This is a genomic window from Pseudomonas monsensis (assembly GCF_014268495.2).
GTDB classification, from domain to species: domain Bacteria; phylum Pseudomonadota; class Gammaproteobacteria; order Pseudomonadales; family Pseudomonadaceae; genus Aquipseudomonas; species Aquipseudomonas monsensis.
In genome coordinates, this window is record NZ_CP077087.1 from 6,286,693 (window position 1) to 6,304,387 (window position 17,695).

The following is a 17,695-nucleotide window of genomic DNA, read 5'->3' on the forward strand; positions in this document are numbered from 1 at the left end:
CGTACAATGCCCCCTGCCCCGCAGGAGACTTCCATGACGCGTCCCGCCCCCGTCCGCAAACCCCGTGCCCGCAGCCAGGCGCGGATCGATTCGATTCTCGACGCCGCGCGCACACTGCTGGCGGCCGAAGGCGTGGCCAGTCTGTCGATCTACAGCGTCGCCGAGCGCGCACAGATTCCGCCCTCCTCCGTGTACCACTTCTTCGCCAGCGTCCCGGCGCTGCTCGAAGCGCTGACCGCCGATGTGCACGCGGCCTTTCGCGCCTGCCTGCAAGCACCGATCGATCACCAGGCCCTGCGCGACTGGCGTGACCTGTCGCGGCTGATCGAACAGCGGATGCTGGAGATCTACGACGAAGACGCCGCCGCCCGCCAGTTGATCCTGGCGCAACATGGCCTGACCGAAGTGACCCAGGCCGACCGCCAGCACGACATCGAACTGGGCGACCTGATGCACAAGCTGTTCGATCATCACTTCGAATTGCCAAGGCTGCCGGAGGATGTCGATGTGTTTGCGCTGGCGATGGAGCTCGGCGACCGCGTGTATGCGCGCTCGGTGCAGCAGCACGGGCAGATCACGCCGCGCATGGCCGAGGAAGGGATGCGGGTGTTTGATGCCTATATCGGGTTGTATCTGCCGCCTTATCTGCCCAAAAGAAATCTCTAGCGCCCTCACCGACCCCTTCGCGAGCAAGCTCGCCCCCACAGTGATTTGTAGTGAACACAACATCTGTGAACGACACCGAACCTGTGGGAGCGAGCTTGCTCGCGAAGGCCGCGCCGCAGTTTTCAGATCAGGCACAAAAAACCCCGAAGGGCTCACGCCCTCCGGGGTTGTTTTTTACTCACAGGCTTACAACTTGGCGATCGACACCTCGGTGGATTTCACAAAGGCAATGACTTCGCTGCCCACCGCCAGTTCGAGCTCTTTGACCGAACGGGTGGTGATCACCGAAGTGACGATGCCGGAGGCGGTCTGCACGTCGATTTCCGACAGCACGTCGCCGAGAACGATCTCCTTGATCGAGCCTTTGAACTGGTTGCGCACGTTGATGGCTTTGATAGTCATGATATTTCTCCTGGGGTCGAAATAAGCTGCAAGTTGCGAGTTTCAAGCGGCAAGCAAAAGCACAGCGCTTTTACTTGCAGCTTGTAGCTTGCCGCTTGAAGCTGCTTCATTGCGCCCAACGCAATTGCGTAGGCAGGGGTGAAACGGGTTCCGGCTCTGGCGGCTCGCCAGGCAGGGACAAAACTCGGTTGAGCACTTCGGTTTCCAGCGCCGCCAGCCGGTGCGATCCGCGCACTCGCGGACGCGGCAATTCAACTTGCAGGTCGAGGCCGACTTCGCCGTCCTCGATCAGAATCACCCGGTCGGCAATCGCTACCGCCTCGCTGACGTCGTGGGTCACCAGCAATACGGTGAAGCCGTGCTGCTGCCACAAGCGCTCGATCAATTGCTGCATCTCGATCCGGGTCAGGGCGTCCAGCGCACCGAGCGGTTCGTCGAGCAGCAGCAGGCGCGGTTGGTGGATCAACGCCCGGGCCAGCGCAACACGCTGCTTCTGCCCGCCGGATAGGGCCGCCGGCCACTCGTTGGCGCGATCGGCCAGACCGACCGCCTCCAGCGCTGCCAGCGCCTGCGGGCGCCAGTTGCCTTTGAGGCCGAGGCCGACGTTGTCGATGATCTTTTTCCACGGCAGCAGCCGCGCTTCCTGAAACATCAGCCGCGTGTCATCCCGCGCATCGCTGAGCGGTGCGGCGCCGGCCAGCAAGTCGCCGCCAGTCGGCTGGTCGAGGCCGGCGAGCAAGCGCAGCAAGGTGCTCTTGCCGCAACCGCTGCGCCCGACCACGGCGACGAATTGCCCCGCCGGAATGTGCAGGTCGATGTCACGCAGCACCTGCCGCGCACCGAAGGTTTTCTGCAGGTTGCGCACCACCAGCGGAATCCCGCGCAGCAGGCGTGGAGGTTGTTGAGCCGTCATGCCGCACCTCCCTTGGCAACCTGATAGGCCGGATGCCAGCGCAGCCACACACGTTCGAGTCCACGGGCGGCGAGGTCGGCGAGTTTGCCGAGCACGGCGTAAAGCAGGATCGCCAGCACCACCACGTCGGTCTGCAAAAACTCGCGGGCATTCATCGCCAGATAACCGATGCCGGAGCTGGCGGAAATGGTTTCCGCGACGATCAGCGTCAGCCACATGAAGCCCAGCGCGAAGCGCACGCCGACCAGAATCGAAGGCAGTGCACCCGGCAGAATCACCTGCCAGAACAGGCTGAAACCGCTCAAGCCATAGCTGCGCGCCATCTCCACCAGCGCCGGGTCGACGTTGCGGATGCCGTGATACGTGTTGAGGTAGATCGGGAACAACGTGCCCAATGCCACCAGGAAAATCTTCGCCGACTCGTCAATCCCGAACCACAGAATCACCAGCGGAATCAGCGCCAGGTGCGGCACGTTGCGGATCATCTGCACCGAGCTGTCGAGCAGACGCTCGCCCCACTTCGACAGGCCAGTGATGAAGCCCAGCACCAGGCCGATGCTGCCACCGATGGTGAAGCCCAGCGCAGCGCGCCAGCCGCTGATGGCCAGGTGCGTCCAGATCTCGCCGCTGCGCACCAGACTGACGCCGGCTTCGATCACCGCCACCGGCGCCGGCAGGATCCGCGTCGACAACCAACCAGCCGACACCGACAACTGCCACACCGCCAGCAACAACACCGGCAACGCCCAAGGCGCGAGGCTGTGGATAATTTTCTTCATGGCGCGCCTCAGCTCTGCGACGCGGCTTTGGGAAGAATGTCGTTGGCGACCATCTCGCCGAACGGGCTGACATAACCGGCGCTTTTCGGCTGTTCCGGACGCTCGATGTCGAGGTGCGGGAACAGCAGTTCAGCGACGCGGTACGACTCTTCGAGGTGTGGATAACCGGAGAAGATAAAGGTGTCGATACCCAGATCCGCATATTCCTTCACTCGCGCCGCCACGGTCGGGCCATCGCCGACCAGCGCCGTACCGGCACCGCCGCGCACCAGACCGACGCCGGCCCACAGGTTCGGGCTGACTTCGAGGTTGTCGCGGCTGCCGCCGTGCAGCGCGGCCATGCGTTGCTGACCGACCGAATCGAAGCGCGCCAGCGATGCCTGCGCGCGCTTGATGGTATCGTCGTCCAGATGCGAGATCAGGCGATCCGCCGCTTGCCACGCTTCAGCGTTGGTTTCCCGCACGATCACATGCAGACGAATACCGAAGCGCACGGTGCGTCCGAGCTTGGCGGCTTTGGCGCGCACCTGCGCAATCTTCTCGGCGACGGCTGCTGGCGGCTCGCCCCAGGTCAGGACCATCTCGACCTGTTCGGCGGCCAGGTCCTGCGCCGCTTCCGACGAGCCACCGAAGTACAGCGGCGGACGCGGCTGCTGGATCGGCGGATAGAGCAGCTTGGCACCCTTCACGCTGATGTGTTCACCGTCGTAATCGACGGTCTCGCCTTCCAGCACCCGACGCCAGATCCGGGTGAACTCCACCGAGGCCTGATAGCGCGCCTCGTGATCGAGAAACAGACCGTCGCCGGCCAACTCCTCCGGGTCACCGCCGGTCACCAGGTTGAACAGCGCACGACCGCCGGACAGACGATCCAGCGTGGCGGCCTGGCGCGCTGCCACCGTCGGGGAAATGATCCCGGGGCGCAGGGCAACGAGGAACTTCAGGCGCTGTGTCACCGGTATCAGCGATGCTGCCACCAGCCACGAGTCTTCGCAGGAACGGCCGGTGGGAATCAGCACGCCGCCGAAGCCCAGACGATCCGCCGCCTGCGCGACCTGTTGCAGATAACCGTGGTCGACGGCGCGGGCGCCTTCGGCGGTGCCAAGGTAATGGCCGTCGCCGTGGGTAGGCAGGAACCAGAAGATATTGAGGCTCATGGAGTGGTCTCCTTGGGGATTCGAATTACTGCGCCTTGGCCACAGCGGCCGGTGGTGTCCAGATCACATCCTTGATGCTCAGCGGCTTGGGAATCAGCTTGAGCTGGAAGAACGTGTCAGCGATTTTCTGTTGCGCAGCGACCACTTCCGGGGTCAGGAATAGTGCGCCGTAACCCTGGCGTTTCACCGAGGTCAGGGTGATGTCCGCCGGCAGACCAAGCAGTGGCGCGACTTGTTGAGTCACGTCTTCAGGATTGGCCTTCGACCATTCGCCGACGGCGCGCACTTCTTCGACGAGGGTCTTGATCACCTCAGGATTTTTCTGTGCGTAGGGCTTGGTCGCGAGATAGAACTGGTGGTTGTCGACGATGCCTTTGCCATCGCGCAGGGTGTGCGCTTGCAGTTGTTTCTCGGCAGCGGCCTGGTACGGATCCCAGATGACCCAGGCATCGACGCTGCCACGCTCGAACGCGGCGCGGGCATCGGCGGGCGGCAGGAATACGGTTTGAATATCGGAGTATTTGAGGCCGGCGTCTTCCAGCGCGCGCACCAGCAGGTAATGGACGTTGGAGCCTTTGTTCAGGGCGACTTTCTTGCCCTTGAGATCGGCCACCGATTTGATCGGCGAGTCTTTTGGCACAAGGATCGCTTCGCTGTTCGGCGCTGGCGGTTCGTAGGCGACGTAGAGCAGATCAGCGCCGGCGGCCTGGGCGAATACCGGTGGGGTTTCGCCGGTGACGCCGAAGTCGATCGAACCGACGTTCAGGCCTTCAAGCAGTTGCGGGCCACCGGGGAACTCGGTCCATTGCACGTCCACGCCTTGCGCGGCCAGACGTTTTTCCAGCGTGCCTTTGGCCTTGAGCAGCACCAGCGTGCCGTACTTCTGATAACCGATTCGCAGCGTCTCGGCCTGAGCTTGAGTGATGGCGCCGAAGGTGACAGCCGCAGCAAACAGAGCGACCAGACCACGACGCAAAAATACAGTGCGCATAGCGCTCTCCTATTTTGCTGTTGGGTTTTGGCTGCACCTGCTTAACCGTTAGCGGCTGAGTAAGGTGAGTTACATCAAGTTCCGGTGAGGCTTAAATGCTCCAGCGAGCACTCAATAAACGTTCATTCAACAAGCCCGGCTCCAGCGGTTTCGGCCGGCGGGCCATGGCACTGACAAACTGATCCAGCGCTTCGTGCAGACGCTGCTCCAGCGCTGGTGCCAGTTGTGCGGCGGCACTGCCTTCGCCGTAGGCGATCTGGCTGTCCTCGGCGAAAATGCCTTGCAGCATTTCCTGGGCTTTCAACGCCGACAGCACCGGTTTTAGCGCGTAATCGACCACCAGCATGTGAGCGATGCTGCCGCCAGTGGCCATCGGCAAGACAATCTTGTGGTTCAAGGCGCGCTCCGGGAGCAGATCCAGCAACGTCTTCAACGCGCCGGAAAACGAAGCCTTGTACACCGGTGTGGCGATCAGCAGGCCGTCGGCGTTTTCGATCTGTTGCAGCAGGTCGAGCACCTTCGGGCTGTCGAAGCGGGCGTGAAGCAAGTCTTCGGCCGGGAAGTCCCGCACCTGATAACTCACCACTTCCACCCCTTGCTGTTGCAACCAGCGTTGCGAGCGTTCCAGCAACACTCCGGAACGGGAGCGCAGGCTGGGACTGCCACCGAGTGATACGACCAGCATTGAGACTATTCCTTAAGCGTTACAGGCGATTCGCAGGTTGCGATCTCGCTTCGATGGAAGTGACCTTACCAGCTGATTTATATATCCATAAATCATATTTATTCATTTGGTTATGCGTTTTGGAGATATGTATTCAGCCTTCTTCCAGGCAAAAAAAAAAGGCCGTCGAAACGGCCTGAATCCCCTGCATCGTGGTTTCGTGGTGACTGGACTATGGCCACACCGCAAATCTCACTGACTCACTTGTTCGGCTGCGGCGTCAGGCGCAGGTACGGCTTCACCGCGCGATAGCCTTTTGGAAAGCGTCGTTTGATTTCATCTTCATCCTTGAGCGACGGCACGATCACTACCTCTTCACCGTCCTGCCAGTTGGCCGGGGTGGCCACCTTGTAGTTGTCGGTGAGCTGCAGCGAGTCGATCACCCGCAGGATCTCGTGGAAGTTGCGGCCGGTGCTCGCCGGGTAGGTGATGGTCAGGCGAATCTTCTTGTTCGGATCGATCACGAACAGCGAACGCACGGTCAGCGTGTCGTTGGCGTTCGGGTGGATCAGGTCGTAAAGATCAGACACCTTGCGATCGGCATCAGCCAGGATCGGGAAGTTGACGATGGTGTTCTGGGTTTCGTTGATGTCTTCGATCCACTTGTGGTGCGAGTCCACCGGGTCGACCGACAGCGCGATGGCTTTGACGCCACGCTGGGCGAACTCATCCTTGAGCTTGGCGGTGAAGCCCAGTTCGGTGGTGCACACCGGGGTGAAGTCGGCCGGGTGGGAGAACAGCACACCCCAGCTATCGCCCAGCCACTCGTGGAAACGAATCTTGCCGGCGCTGGAATCCTGTTCGAAGTCGGGGGCGATGTCGCCGAGTCTGAGGCTCATGATGCTGCTCCTGATGAGTTGTTGGAGAACTCAACTGTAGCTCGGGATTCGACATCATGAAAAAGAATAAATAACTAGATATCTAGATCATTAGTGAATATTAAACTTCTGTTCACTGGACGCTCGACGGCAACCCGACGAACATCGGTCGCAAGGTTCGAGAAGGCCTTGAGTTGCTGTAAAGAGGGAAATTTCGGGAAAGGCCTACGGGGGTGGGCCTGACTCGAAAACGCAAAAGCCCCGTCCGGCGCGATGCCGGACGGGGCTTTTTTACATCAGGTGCAGGAGCGCGCTATTACAGCAGCGGGATCGAGTAGCTGACGATCAGGCGGTTTTCATCCTGGTCGCGTTGACCCGGGATGTCGTTGCGCCACATAGCGTTTTTCCACATCACGCCAACGTTTTTCAGCGGGCCTTCTGGCACAACGTAACCGATGGTCAGGTCACGTTCCCACTCGGAGTTGCCATGGCCGTTTTCAAGACCATTTTTACCCACGGTGTCGATATTGTCGCCACGCAGGTAAACAACACCGGCGGTCAGGCCAGGCACGCCAACCTTGGCGAAATCATAGGAGTAGCGAGCCTGCCAGGTACGTTCGCCTGCACGGGCAAACTTGGCGATCTGCATGTCGGTGGTGATGTAAGCCGAAGAGCCGTCACCCTGGTTCAGCCAAGGGAAGTCACTGCTGCCGTTGCTGACCTGGTAGCCGCCGCCGAAGGTATGACCTTCAACGCTATACAGGAACAAGCCGCTGTAAAGGTTGTTGTCGACTTTGCCCTTGCCAGCATTGAAACCGGTGTAATTACCGTTGCTGAAATAAGCCGAGTCGTGGCCGTTCAAGCCGTCATCGGAGCTGTTGAAATAACGGAAGTCCGATTTCAACACGCCAGGGCCGATTGCCCAGTTGTGAACCAGGCCCAGGAAGTGCTGTTTGTAGAAGTCTTCCAGATTGCCGTAGTAGTACTGGGCAGTCAGGTCTTTGGTGATTTTGTAATCACCACCGGCGTAGATGAACTTGTTGCTGTTAGCCGTACGAGCACTTGCACCGCCAATGGCCATGTTCTCGTTATTGCTGGAGTTACGCCCCTTCACAGCTTCGATCTGACCGCCAATCAGAGTCAGGTCTTTGATCTCGTTGGACGTGATCTGGCCACCTTGAAAGGTTTGCGGCAGCAGACGGCCATCGTTGGTCACGATAACTGGCAGCTTTGGCTGCAGGGTGCCGAGCTTCAGTTCAGTCTGGGAGATCTTGGCTTTGGCAGTCAGGCCCAGGCTGGAGAAGTTGTTAACCGCTTTGCCATTGGACTCACTTGGGAAAACCGTGCCGCCGTACGAAGTGCTGCTGGTTGCCCCATTGGTGCCGCCACCCGAATCCAGACGTACGCCCAACAGGCCGATGGCGTCGATACCGAAGCCGACAGTGCCTTGGGTATAACCGGAGATGAAGCGCAGATCGAAGCCTTGGCCCCATTCTTCAGCTTTGCTCTGGGTGGAGTGAGCACCGGAGTCGCGGTTATCAGTGTTGATGTAGAAGTTACGCAGCCCCAAAGTAGCTTTGCTGTCTTCGATGAAACCGGCGGCGCCTGCCTGCTGCGCCATAACCCCTACGGCCACAGCCAGGGCCAAGGTGGACTTGTTCATGTATCGCTCCTCTCGTTTCTAATTCTTTTGCTTTTTTTACTGTCGGTTTCGGATCGATTGCCCGAAATCCTGAACGCTTGATCGCGGCGGACCCTTTACCCCCAGTCAAAGCCGCGAAAGGATACCCCGGCATAGTCCCCAAAAGAATTGTTTCATTCTTTTTCAGAACCCGAAGACATATAGAAGGCACCTCAGACTGGAGGTATCGGCTTCAACACCGATTCCTGAACCCGTCAAATTGTCGAGGGACGAAAATGCCAAAACACCGCAGCGTCTTTTGAACGCTGAACGGGTCTACTTTAAGCATTCGTCGGAGAACATAAAAAGAATAAAAAATGCGCTAGAGCTTATATTTTGGAATATAAAAAAATGCGCAAAAAAAACCTTGCCGAGCGGCAAGGTTTTTTTAATGACGTGTTACAGGAAGCTGTAGGTGTAGTTGAAGATCAGACGGGTCTGGTCCTGATCGGCAATATTGATTTGGCTGCCGCGATAAACACCGTTACGCAGGGTCACACCAAAACCTTTGAGCGTGCCCTGTTGAACGGTGTAATCAATCCGCATGTCGCGTTCCCACTCGGACATATCGCTACCGGTGCCATTCGTTGCCTTGATGTTGTCACCATGCAGGTAAGCGATCGAGGCTTTGAGACCCGGTACACCCAGACCTGCGAAGTCATAGGAGTACTGACCGAAAGTGGTGTTTTCACCCGCTCGGACGAAACCGTTAATCATGGAGTCGGTGAACAGGTAGAAACTGGCGCCGCCGGCACCTTCAGGGCGACCGTTGCCATCGACCACGTTGCCCTGGTTCAGGTAGACGAAACCACCGTCATCGTTGACGCGTTGATGGCCGAGCAAGAAGGCGTTGCCACCCAAGGTATACGTGAACATGGCGCTCCAGGTCTTGTTGTCGACCTCGCCCGGGGTCTTGGCATAACCACCGTTGTTATTGAACCGGTAGCCTGCGTCCCCGTTCTTGCCATCGGAGCTGCTGTCAAAATAGCGGATATCGGTCTTGAACGACTGATTGGTGTCGATCGGAAAGACGTGCACCAGGCCGAAGAAGTTCTGCTTGTAATAGTCCTGCAGGTTCGAGTGGTAGTACTGCAGCGTCAGGTCTTTGGTGACCTTCCAGTCAGCACCGGCATAACGGAACTGATTGCTGTCTTGGGTACCGCCGGCCACTGCCAGGCCGGTACTGTTTGACGAGGCACGGCCCACGGCATGCTCAAGCTGACCGGCGTTGAAGGTGACGTTGTCGATTTCCTTGGAGGTGATCGTGCCACCCTCGAAGGTTTGAGGCAGCAGGCGGCTATCGTTCGCGACCAGAATCGGCAAGCTCGGTTGCAGCGCGCCACCCAGGTGCGCTTCGGTCTTGGACAGACGTGCCTTGACGTTACCCGCTATGCGGCTCCAGGACTGCGTGGCCGAACCGTCGGAGTCACTTGGATTGAACGAGTTATTGTCCGGGTGGTGCCCACGACCACCATCCAGGTGAATACCGCTGAGCGCCTGCACATCAAGGCCAAAACCGACCGTACCTTGAGTGAAACCGGACAGGTAATCAAACTTGAAACCCTGCGCGGCTTCTCGCTGATCTGCGCCGCCATCGCGGTTGTCGTTGTTGAAATACATGGTGCGGGAACTAAGGGAAGCCTTGCTGTCTTCGATGAAACCCGCGGCACCTGCCTGCTGCGCCAATACCCCAAAGGCCACAGCCACGGCCAAGGTGGACTTATTCATTGTTAAGCTCCTCTCGTTTCTAATTATTGTTACCTGGCCCGAATCGATGCCCGGGTCTCGAAGGTAAGCGATTAGCGCCAGAGCGTGACCCACAAGTCAATCGTAACCTTATGTGTCTACGACCATAGTCTAATCTCCGGTTTTTTGGTCCATGCAGGTTCATGAATTCGTCATGACACTGAAAAGAATGGATACCTTCTTTTCTAATACCCTTTAGGAATTTAAACCCCGTATTTACAAGCTCTGGCGCTCCCCACGCTAACGCCCCGGTCAATTCCTGAAGAGTATTAAACCGCTCTGTTTATGGTGATTTGCACTGAAGCAATCCGGAAACAATTCCATCACTCCAACCGTCAACCCAGCGCACTATCCGGATCAATTGTTACAGTTTGTGTGTCGATGGGTTTTTTTTCATGCACAGCGAGGCCGCCGTCATTGCCGGAATGAACCCAGCCTTTTCAGACAATGTTTGCAGTGACGGGAATCAGAAGGAGCGTTTCAGATTGGCGGGTTATTCTGCCGATTGCCGACAGCCCATCCATTCGCACAACAGGTGCAGCGATGTGGGGAGCCTGTAGCGCGCTCCCCCACTCGCCATTCCTGATGAATCAGAGGGTCTTTTCGAAGATCTTCGAGTTGCGCTGATAGTTGTACAGCGACGCCCGCGCCGCTGGCAGGCGTTCAACGCTGCTTGGCTCAAAACCACGCTCGCGGAACCAGTGCGCGGTGCGGGTGGTGAGGACGAACAGGGTTTTCAGGCCTTGCGCCCGGGCACGGGTTTCGATGCGCTCCAGCAACTCGTCACCGCGACCGCCATGGCGGTACTCCGGGTTCACCGCCAGGCACGCCAGCTCGCCGGCATCCGAATCGGCGATCTGATACAGCGCCGCACAAGCGATGATCATGCCTTCACGCTCGACCACGCTGAACTGCTCGATCTCACGCTCCAGCACTTCACGGGAACGGCGCACCAGAATCCCCTGCTCTTCCAGCGGACTGATCAGGTCGAGCAGGCCGCCTACGTCTTCAATCGCCGCCTCGCGCACCAGTTCGAATTGCTCTTGCGCGACCAGCGTGCCGCCACCGTCACGGGTGAACAGCTCGGTCAGCAGCGCGCCGTCTTCGGCATAGCTGACGATATGGCTGCGCGCCACCCCGCCACGGCAAGCCTCGGCGGCGGCATCCAGCAGTTCGGCCTGATAGTTGTTGCCCAGCCGCGCCAGATGCGCCGGCACCTGTTGCGGGCGCAGTTCGCGCACCAGTTTGCCGTTCTCGTCAATCAGACCGAGGTCGGCGCCGAACAGCAGCAGTTTGTCAGCGCCCAGGTCGATCGCGGCGCGGGTGGCGACGTCTTCGCAGGCCAGGTTGAAGATCTCGCCGGTCGGCGAATAGCCCAGCGGCGACAGCAGCACGATCGAGCGCTCGTCGAGCAGGCGGTTGATGCCTTTGCGGTCGACCCGGCGCACTTCACCGGTGTGGTGATAATCGACACCTTCGAGCACGCCGATCGGCCGCGCGGTCACGAGGTTGCCGCTGGCCACGCGCAAGCGCGAGCCCTGCATTGGCGAAGAAGCCATGTCCATCGACAAGCGCGCTTCGATGGCGATGCGCAACTGGCCGACCGCGTCGATCACGCACTCCAGGGTCGCCGCATCGGTGATGCGCATGCCGTGATGGTAATGCGGGGTCAGGCCACGGGCGGCGAGGCGGGTTTCAATCTGCGGGCGCGAACCGTGCACAAGCACCAGACGCACACCAAGGCTGTGCAGCAGGACAATATCGTGGACGATGTTGCCGAAATTCGGATGCTCCACGCCGTCGCCGGGCAGCATGACGACGAAAGTGCAATCGCGGTGGGCATTGATATAAGGAGACGCGTGGCGAAGCCAATTGACGTATTCGGGCATGAACCTGGGCCTGTAATAAATAGCAGCCGGAAATAGGGGCGAAACGGAAAACGCACAGCGGGCTGATGGTTATCGTCGGAACAGGCTTGGCGACACGCGCGCTCTCCTCATGAATACGGGTTGGGGTGCAGGCAATTTACAGCGTTTGATCAGGCAAAACACAATCCCTTGTAGGAGTGAGCCTGCTCGCGATAGCGGAGTTTCAGTCAATATCTTCGGTGACTGACTCACCGCTGTCGCGAGCAGGCTCACTCCTACAAGTGTTCACTTTCATTCCTGCGAAGCTGTACCCGTTGTCAGGCAGTAATGTTCAATCAACTGCCGCAGTAGATGCACGGTAGGCTGCAAACGTGACATTTCAAGGTATTCGCCGGGCTGGTGCGCACAGGCGATGTCGCCGGGGCCGAGCACGATGGTTTCGCAACCAAGGCGCTGAAGATAAGGCGCTTCGGTGCCGAACGCTACTGCTTCGGCACTGTGACCGGTAAGCTTTTCCGCGATGCGCACCAGTTCGGCGTCTGCAGCCTGCTCGAATGAAGGCACTTCCGGGAACAACGGCTTGTAGTCGATCTTCACCTGATGCCGTTCGGCCACCGGATTGAGCTTGCGCAGAATCTCCGCACGCAGGACTTTCGGGTCCATGCCCGGCAGCGGGCGCAGGTCGAACTCCAGCGAACACTGGCCGCAGATGCGATTCGGGTTGTCGCCGCCATGAATACAGCCAAAGTTCAGCGTCGGTTGCGGCACGCTGAACTGCGGGTTGTTGAATTCACGCTGCCACAACAGACGCAGGCCACGCAGTTCGCCGATGGCATCGTGCATAGCCTCAAGGGCGCTGTGCCCCAGGCGCGGATCCGACGAATGGCCGCTCTGCCCGAGGATGTCGATGCGCTCCATCATGATGCCCTTGTGCATGCGGATCGGCTTGAGCCCGGTCGGCTCGCCGATCACCGCCGCGCGCCCGATGGGATGCCCGGCCTCGGCCAGCGCACGGGCGCCGGACATCGAGCTTTCTTCATCGCAAGTGGCGAGAATCAGCAGCGGTTGCCGGAACGGCTGGTCGAGCAACGGCTGCACGGCTTCGATGATCAGGGCGAAGAAGCCCTTCATGTCGCAGCTGCCCAGCCCGACCCAGCGGCCATCGACTTCGGTGAGTTTCAACGGATCGGTCTGCCACAGCGCATCGTCATACGGCACCGTGTCGCTGTGCCCGGCCAGCACCAGTCCGCCCGGGCCGCTGCCGAAACTGGCGAGCAGATTGAATTTTCCGGGGCTGACCTGCTGGATATCGCAACTGAACCCCAGCTCGCCCAGCCATCCGGCGAGCAAGTCGATCACCGCCCGGTTGGACTGGTCCAGGTTCGGTTGGGTACAGCTGACCGACGGCGCGGCAATCAGCGCGGCGAACTGGTCTTTCATGGACGGCAAAGGCATCGCTGACTCCAACTCCCGAATTGAAGTCCATCATAGAGCCATCCGGCGCCAGGAATAAACCGCCGCAGGGCGTAGGAAGTTTGAGTCCTGTACACTGCACGACCTTGGCAGCCACACATTCCCCCGGCTGCGCTCCCGATCCTGGATTTTCCGGCCATGCAGAAAGAAACCGAAATCAAACTCCGCGTCAGCCGCGAAACCCTCGCCGCCCTGCGCGAGCACCCGCTACTGAAAAAACGCAACAAAAATGGCTGGGAACGCCGTGAGTTGATGAACCAGTACTTCGACACCCCCGAGCGCGACCTGGCCCAGGCCAAAGTCGCCCTGCGCCTGCGCAAGGACGGTGACGAAGTGATTCAGACCCTCAAGACGCGCGGCCAGAGCATCGCCGGTCTGTCCGAGCGTAACGAGTACGACTGGAAGTTGCCCAAAGCCAAGCTCGATGTGAAAAAACTCGACGGCGAATGCTGGCCCGAGTCGCTGGCCGAGCTGGACAAGAAAACCCTGAAACCGATCTTCACCACCGATTTCGTCCGCGAGCGCGCGGAAATCGCCTGGGGCCGCGGCAAGGCCAAAGTGGTCATCGAAGCCGCGCTGGACCTCGGTCATGTGGTGGTCGGCAAACAGAAAGAAGAAATCTGCGAGCTGGAACTGGAACTGCGCGAAGGCAAGCCTGCCGCGCTGCTGGAACTGGCCGCCGAACTGGCCGAAACCCTGGCCCTGATGCCGTGCGACATCAGCAAGGCCGAACGCGGCTACCGCCTGTACGACGCCAACAGCTACTCGCTGAGCCTGCCGGCGCCGCAACTGACCCCGGAAACCCAACTCGACGATGCCTTCGCCGCACTTTGCTGGCATCTGCTTGGCAGCAGTCAGCGTCTGGCTGAACAGTATCGCTTCAACGGCCACTGGCGCCTGCTGCAGGACTGGGTCGAAAACCTCGCGGAAATGCGTGCCCTGCTGAGCAGCCTCGGCCAGGCTGCGCCGCGACCGTCGACGCACGACCTGCGCGTGGCGCTGGATGCGTTGCTCGAAGACTGGCGCCCGCTGGTTCAGGTCGGTATCGAAGACGAAGACGTGCGCAAAGCGGCGCCGGAACAATTCCTCGAAGAGCTGGAAGACCCACGCTGGGGCCTGTTCTCGCTGACCACCTCGCGCTGGCTGCTGGCCCGCACCTGGACCGCCGAGCGCAACGTTCGTGGCAACCGTCAGGGTGGCGCTCAGTTGCACAGCTGGCTGCCGCGCCTGTTGGGCGAAGAAGCCACGGCCCTGCAACTGCAGCGCTATCAGCAACAGCCGGAAGATCTGGCCGAGCAACTGCCGCGCATCGAGCGCATCCAGGTCTGGCTGCACCACGCGCGTAACGTGCTGGAGATCCCGGAAATGGATCGCCTGTACGGCGAGTTGAACAAACTGGCGCAACTGGCCAACGAGCCGACGATCACTGACGAACTGCTCGATGCGCGCAAGCAGCAGGCGATTGCGGTTTACCAGAATCGTGCCTGGAAAATGCTGCTGCGCATGTAAGTCCGCCATCGCTGGCAAGCCAGCTCCAACAGGTCTTGTGTTGAAACGCTATCTGCATTCCAACACTGAACCTTGTGGGAGCTGGCTTGCCAGCGATGAGGCCAGCCAAACAACCGCTCAATCTCAAACCGGCAAGCTGGTCGTGGACTTGATCTCCGACAACGCCACAATCGAGTTCACTTCCTGAATCCCCGGCACCAGCGACAGCTTCTCGAAAAAGAATCGCTCATACGCTTCGATATCCGCCGCAACAATGCGCAACAGAAAGTCCACCGCGCCCATCAGCACATAACACTCCAGCACTTCCGGAAAACCGCGAATCGCCTCGGTAAACTCGGTGAAGTTGGAACGCCCATGTGCGTTGAGTTTGATCTCGGCGAAAATCTGCGTGTTCAGCCCGATCTTCTTGCGGTCGAGCAAGGTCACCTGGCCACGAATGATCCCCTCCTCCTTCATCCGTTGGATCCTTCGCCAGCATGGCGACTGCGACAGCCCCACCTGCTCGGCGATCTGCGCGCTGGACAGCGAAGCGTCCTCTTGCAGCAACGCGAGTATCTTGCGGTCGTAGGCGTCCAGCTCGCTGCGCATAGAAAAACCTCAGATATAAGATTTTGCGAATTGATCAGGTCGATCAATCATCAATAACACCGATCTTAGCCAAGAAATGCCCGGCGCCGAATGTAAAAATTCCTCCACTGATTCTGGAGCCCCGCCATGCCGCACCTCGAAGCCGTCAACAGCCTCCCCACCCGTGCCGACGTCTGGCATGTCAACAACGCCCACTGCCTGGCGCACTACCAACTGCTTGCCGAAGCCGAGCCGGATCTGTTGGTGCGTGTGCTGAACCTGTTCGCGCTGCAGTTTCTAACGCCCGAACAGGTCAACGTGCAGCGGCTCGACGATCTGCTGTCGATCGACATCGTCATGGGTGGCCTGAGCTGGCATCGCGCCCAGGTGATCGGGGAAAAACTTCGTAACCTGATCAGCGTGTACTCGGTGAATCTGCAAAACACCGACGGGGCGTGGGATGCGCCCGCACAGGCGGCTGGCTGACAAATCCGGCAACGGCTTGGTCAGGTAGTGGCCCAACGGTCTGCGGGGCCACGGCTATCCTTTGCGAACTGACGTTCAAAAGGAGCCCGCATGTCCGTTCAACTCGCCACTCAGGACCGCTGGCTGGAACTCAACGATGTCTTGCGTGAACTGGTCGCCCAAGGGTTTATCAGCCAGGACTCGGCGGAGCAGGCGCTGAACGCGCGCCGTCGCCACGCCGCTCAGGGTCAGATGCATCCACTGGAGTTCATTGCCAGCCAGCAACTGGACGACCTCAGCCGTCCGGGCAAACACCTGGACCTGGAAAGCCTGACCCTGTGGCTGGCGCAACAGGCCGGCCAGCCGTACTTGCGCATTGATCCGCTGAAAATCAACGTCGCCGCCATCACCCCGCTGATGTCCTACGCGTTCGCCCAGCGGCACAGGATCCTCGCCGTGGCGGTCGATCGCGATTCGGTGACCGTGGCCAGCGCCCAGCCCTACGTGAATGGCTGGGAAGCTGACCTGACTCACGTTCTGAAGCTGCCGATCAAACGGGTGGTGGCCAACCCGGCGGACATCCAGCGCTTCAGCGTCGAGTTTTTCCGCCTGGCCAAATCGGTCAGCGGTGCCAGCAATGCCGATCAGCAAGGCGGCAACCTCGGCAACTTCGAACAACTGCTCAACCTCGGCGCCAGCGATCAGGAGCCGGACGCCAACGATGCGCACATCGTCAATATCGTCGACTGGCTGTTCCAGTACGCCTTCCAGCAGCGCGCCAGCGATATCCACATCGAACCGCGCCGCGAACAGGGCACGGTGCGTTTTCGCATCGACGGTGTCCTGCACAACGTCTATCAATTCCCGCCGCAGGTGACCATGGCCATCGTCAGCCGCCTGAAAAGCCTCGGGCGGATGAACGTCGCCGAGAAGCGCAAACCCCAGGACGGCCGGGTCAAGACCAAGACCCCGGACGGCGGCGAGGTCGAGCTGCGCCTGTCGACCCTGCCCACCGCGTTCGGCGAAAAAATGGTCATGCGTATTTTTGACCCGGAGGTGCTGCTCAAGGACTTTGATCAGCTTGGCTTTTCCGCCGACGACCTGCGCCGCTGGCAAGACATGACCCGCCAGCCCAACGGCATCATTCTGGTCACCGGACCGACCGGTTCGGGCAAGACCACCACGCTCTACACCACCCTGAAAAAACTGGCGACGCCGGAGGTCAACCTGTGCACCATCGAAGACCCGATCGAGATGGTCGAGCCGGCGTTCAACCAGATGCAGGTGCAGCACAACATCGACCTGAGCTTCGCCGCCGGGGTGCGTGCGCTGATGCGGCAGGACCCGGACATCATCATGATTGGCGAGATCCGCGATCTGGAAACCGCCGAAATGGCCATTCAGGCCGCACTGACCGGGCATCTGGTGCTGTCGACCCTGCACACCAACGACGCGCCCAGCGCCATCAGTCGATTGCTTGAGCTCGGCGTGCCGCACTACCTGATCAAAGCCACGGTGCTCGGGGTCATGGCGCAGCGTCTGGTGCGCACCTTGTGCCCACACTGCAAGGCGCCACTGACACTCGCCGAGGAAGACTGGCAAACCCTGACTCGGCCCTGGCAAGCGCCGCTGCCGGCTAATGCGCAGTGCGCCATCGGTTGCCTGGAATGCCGCGACACCGGTTATCACGGCCGCGCCGGGGTCTACGAGATCATGCAATTGAGCGACAGCCTCAAAGCCTTCATCACCCCGGACACCGACCTCACCGCGATTCGTCGCCAGGCCTTCAAGGAAGGCATGCGCAGCTTGCGGTTGTCCGGCGCGCAGAAAGTCGCGGCCGGCCTGACGACCATCGAGGAAGTGCTGCGGGTGACCCCCCAGAGCGAGCAGAAATAACCCGCCACGGAACCGGATCGGGGAACAACGATCCAACGCC

Annotated in this window: 16 protein-coding genes; 4 read left to right on the plus strand and 12 right to left on the minus strand. The window is 60.0% G+C overall.

What is annotated here, in order from left to right; translation table 11 throughout:
* Window positions 1-33: 33 nt before the first annotated feature.
* A complete protein-coding gene (locus HV782_RS27855) occupies window positions 34-666 on the plus strand; it encodes a TetR/AcrR family transcriptional regulator (RefSeq protein WP_123469672.1) in 633 nt (210 codons plus the stop codon).
* A 186-nt stretch (window positions 667-852) separates the two neighbouring features.
* On the opposite strand, the gene HV782_RS27860 is transcribed toward HV782_RS27855, so the two are convergent.
* The 11 genes from HV782_RS27860 to argE all read right to left on the minus strand — a co-directional run bounded on the left by HV782_RS27860 (window position 853) and on the right by argE (window position 13,200).
* Window positions 853-1,068, minus strand: coding sequence for a TOBE domain-containing protein (locus HV782_RS27860; RefSeq protein WP_007967989.1), 216 nt, complete (start codon window positions 1,066-1,068; stop codon window positions 853-855).
* A 106-nt stretch (window positions 1,069-1,174) separates the two neighbouring features.
* A complete protein-coding gene (ssuB, locus tag HV782_RS27865; RefSeq protein WP_128615875.1) occupies window positions 1,175-1,981 on the minus strand; it encodes an aliphatic sulfonates ABC transporter ATP-binding protein in 807 nt (268 codons plus the stop codon).
* Window positions 1,978-2,760 carry an aliphatic sulfonate ABC transporter permease SsuC gene (gene ssuC, locus HV782_RS27870; RefSeq protein ID WP_003229260.1) on the minus strand — a complete coding sequence of 261 codons (783 nt, stop codon included), beginning with the start codon at window positions 2,758-2,760 and terminating at the stop codon, window positions 1,978-1,980. The genes ssuB and ssuC overlap by 4 nt, the downstream gene beginning before the upstream one ends.
* An 8-nt stretch (window positions 2,761-2,768) precedes the next feature.
* Entirely contained in the window at window positions 2,769-3,917 is a 1,149-nt protein-coding gene (gene ssuD, locus HV782_RS27875) for an FMNH2-dependent alkanesulfonate monooxygenase (RefSeq protein ID WP_123469676.1), read from the minus strand.
* 25 nt (window positions 3,918-3,942) lie between these two features.
* Window positions 3,943-4,908 carry a sulfonate ABC transporter substrate-binding protein gene (locus tag HV782_RS27880; protein ID WP_007913834.1) on the minus strand — a complete coding sequence of 322 codons (966 nt, stop codon included), beginning with the start codon at window positions 4,906-4,908 and terminating at the stop codon, window positions 3,943-3,945.
* A 91-nt stretch (window positions 4,909-4,999) separates the two neighbouring features.
* Window positions 5,000-5,593, minus strand: coding sequence for an NADPH-dependent FMN reductase (gene ssuE, locus HV782_RS27885; protein WP_123469677.1), 594 nt, complete (start codon window positions 5,591-5,593; stop codon window positions 5,000-5,002).
* Window positions 5,594-5,832: 239 nt separating this feature from the next.
* On the minus strand, window positions 5,833-6,471 hold the full coding sequence (locus tag HV782_RS27890; RefSeq protein WP_123469679.1) for a peroxiredoxin: 639 nt from the start codon (window positions 6,469-6,471) through the stop codon (window positions 5,833-5,835).
* A 295-nt stretch (window positions 6,472-6,766) separates the two neighbouring features.
* Window positions 6,767-8,113, minus strand: coding sequence for an OprD family porin (locus HV782_RS27895; protein WP_123469680.1), 1,347 nt, complete (start codon window positions 8,111-8,113; stop codon window positions 6,767-6,769).
* Window positions 8,114-8,530: 417 nt separating this feature from the next.
* On the minus strand, window positions 8,531-9,859 hold the full coding sequence (locus tag HV782_RS27900) for an OprD family porin (RefSeq protein WP_123469682.1): 1,329 nt from the start codon (window positions 9,857-9,859) through the stop codon (window positions 8,531-8,533).
* Window positions 9,860-10,467: 608 nt separating this feature from the next.
* The gene (gene argA, locus HV782_RS27905; RefSeq protein ID WP_123469685.1) at window positions 10,468-11,766 is read right to left on the minus strand and encodes an amino-acid N-acetyltransferase; all 1,299 of its coding nucleotides are present in this window, start codon (window positions 11,764-11,766) and stop codon (window positions 10,468-10,470) included.
* Between the two features lie 270 nt (window positions 11,767-12,036).
* The gene (argE, locus tag HV782_RS27910) at window positions 12,037-13,200 is read right to left on the minus strand and encodes an acetylornithine deacetylase (RefSeq protein ID WP_123469686.1); all 1,164 of its coding nucleotides are present in this window, start codon (window positions 13,198-13,200) and stop codon (window positions 12,037-12,039) included.
* 156 nt (window positions 13,201-13,356) lie between these two features.
* Here argE and HV782_RS27915 point away from each other — a divergent pair, with 156 nt between their 5' ends.
* Window positions 13,357-14,727, plus strand: a complete 1,371-nt coding sequence (locus tag HV782_RS27915) for a CYTH domain-containing protein (RefSeq protein ID WP_186744100.1) — start codon at window positions 13,357-13,359, stop codon at window positions 14,725-14,727.
* Between the two features lie 123 nt (window positions 14,728-14,850).
* Here the strand turns inward: HV782_RS27915 and HV782_RS27920 are convergent, their stop codons facing one another.
* Window positions 14,851-15,315, minus strand: a complete 465-nt coding sequence (locus HV782_RS27920) for an Lrp/AsnC family transcriptional regulator (RefSeq protein ID WP_186744098.1) — start codon at window positions 15,313-15,315, stop codon at window positions 14,851-14,853.
* A gap of 126 nt (window positions 15,316-15,441) precedes the next feature.
* Between HV782_RS27920 and HV782_RS27925 the strand changes: the two genes are divergently transcribed.
* Window positions 15,442-15,780 carry an ACT-like domain-containing protein gene (locus HV782_RS27925; RefSeq protein WP_123469689.1) on the plus strand — a complete coding sequence of 113 codons (339 nt, stop codon included), beginning with the start codon at window positions 15,442-15,444 and terminating at the stop codon, window positions 15,778-15,780.
* A gap of 90 nt (window positions 15,781-15,870) precedes the next feature.
* A complete protein-coding gene (tfpB, locus tag HV782_RS27930; RefSeq protein ID WP_128615867.1) occupies window positions 15,871-17,655 on the plus strand; it encodes a type IV pilus assembly ATPase TfpB in 1,785 nt (594 codons plus the stop codon).
* Window positions 17,656-17,695 lie beyond the last annotated feature (40 nt).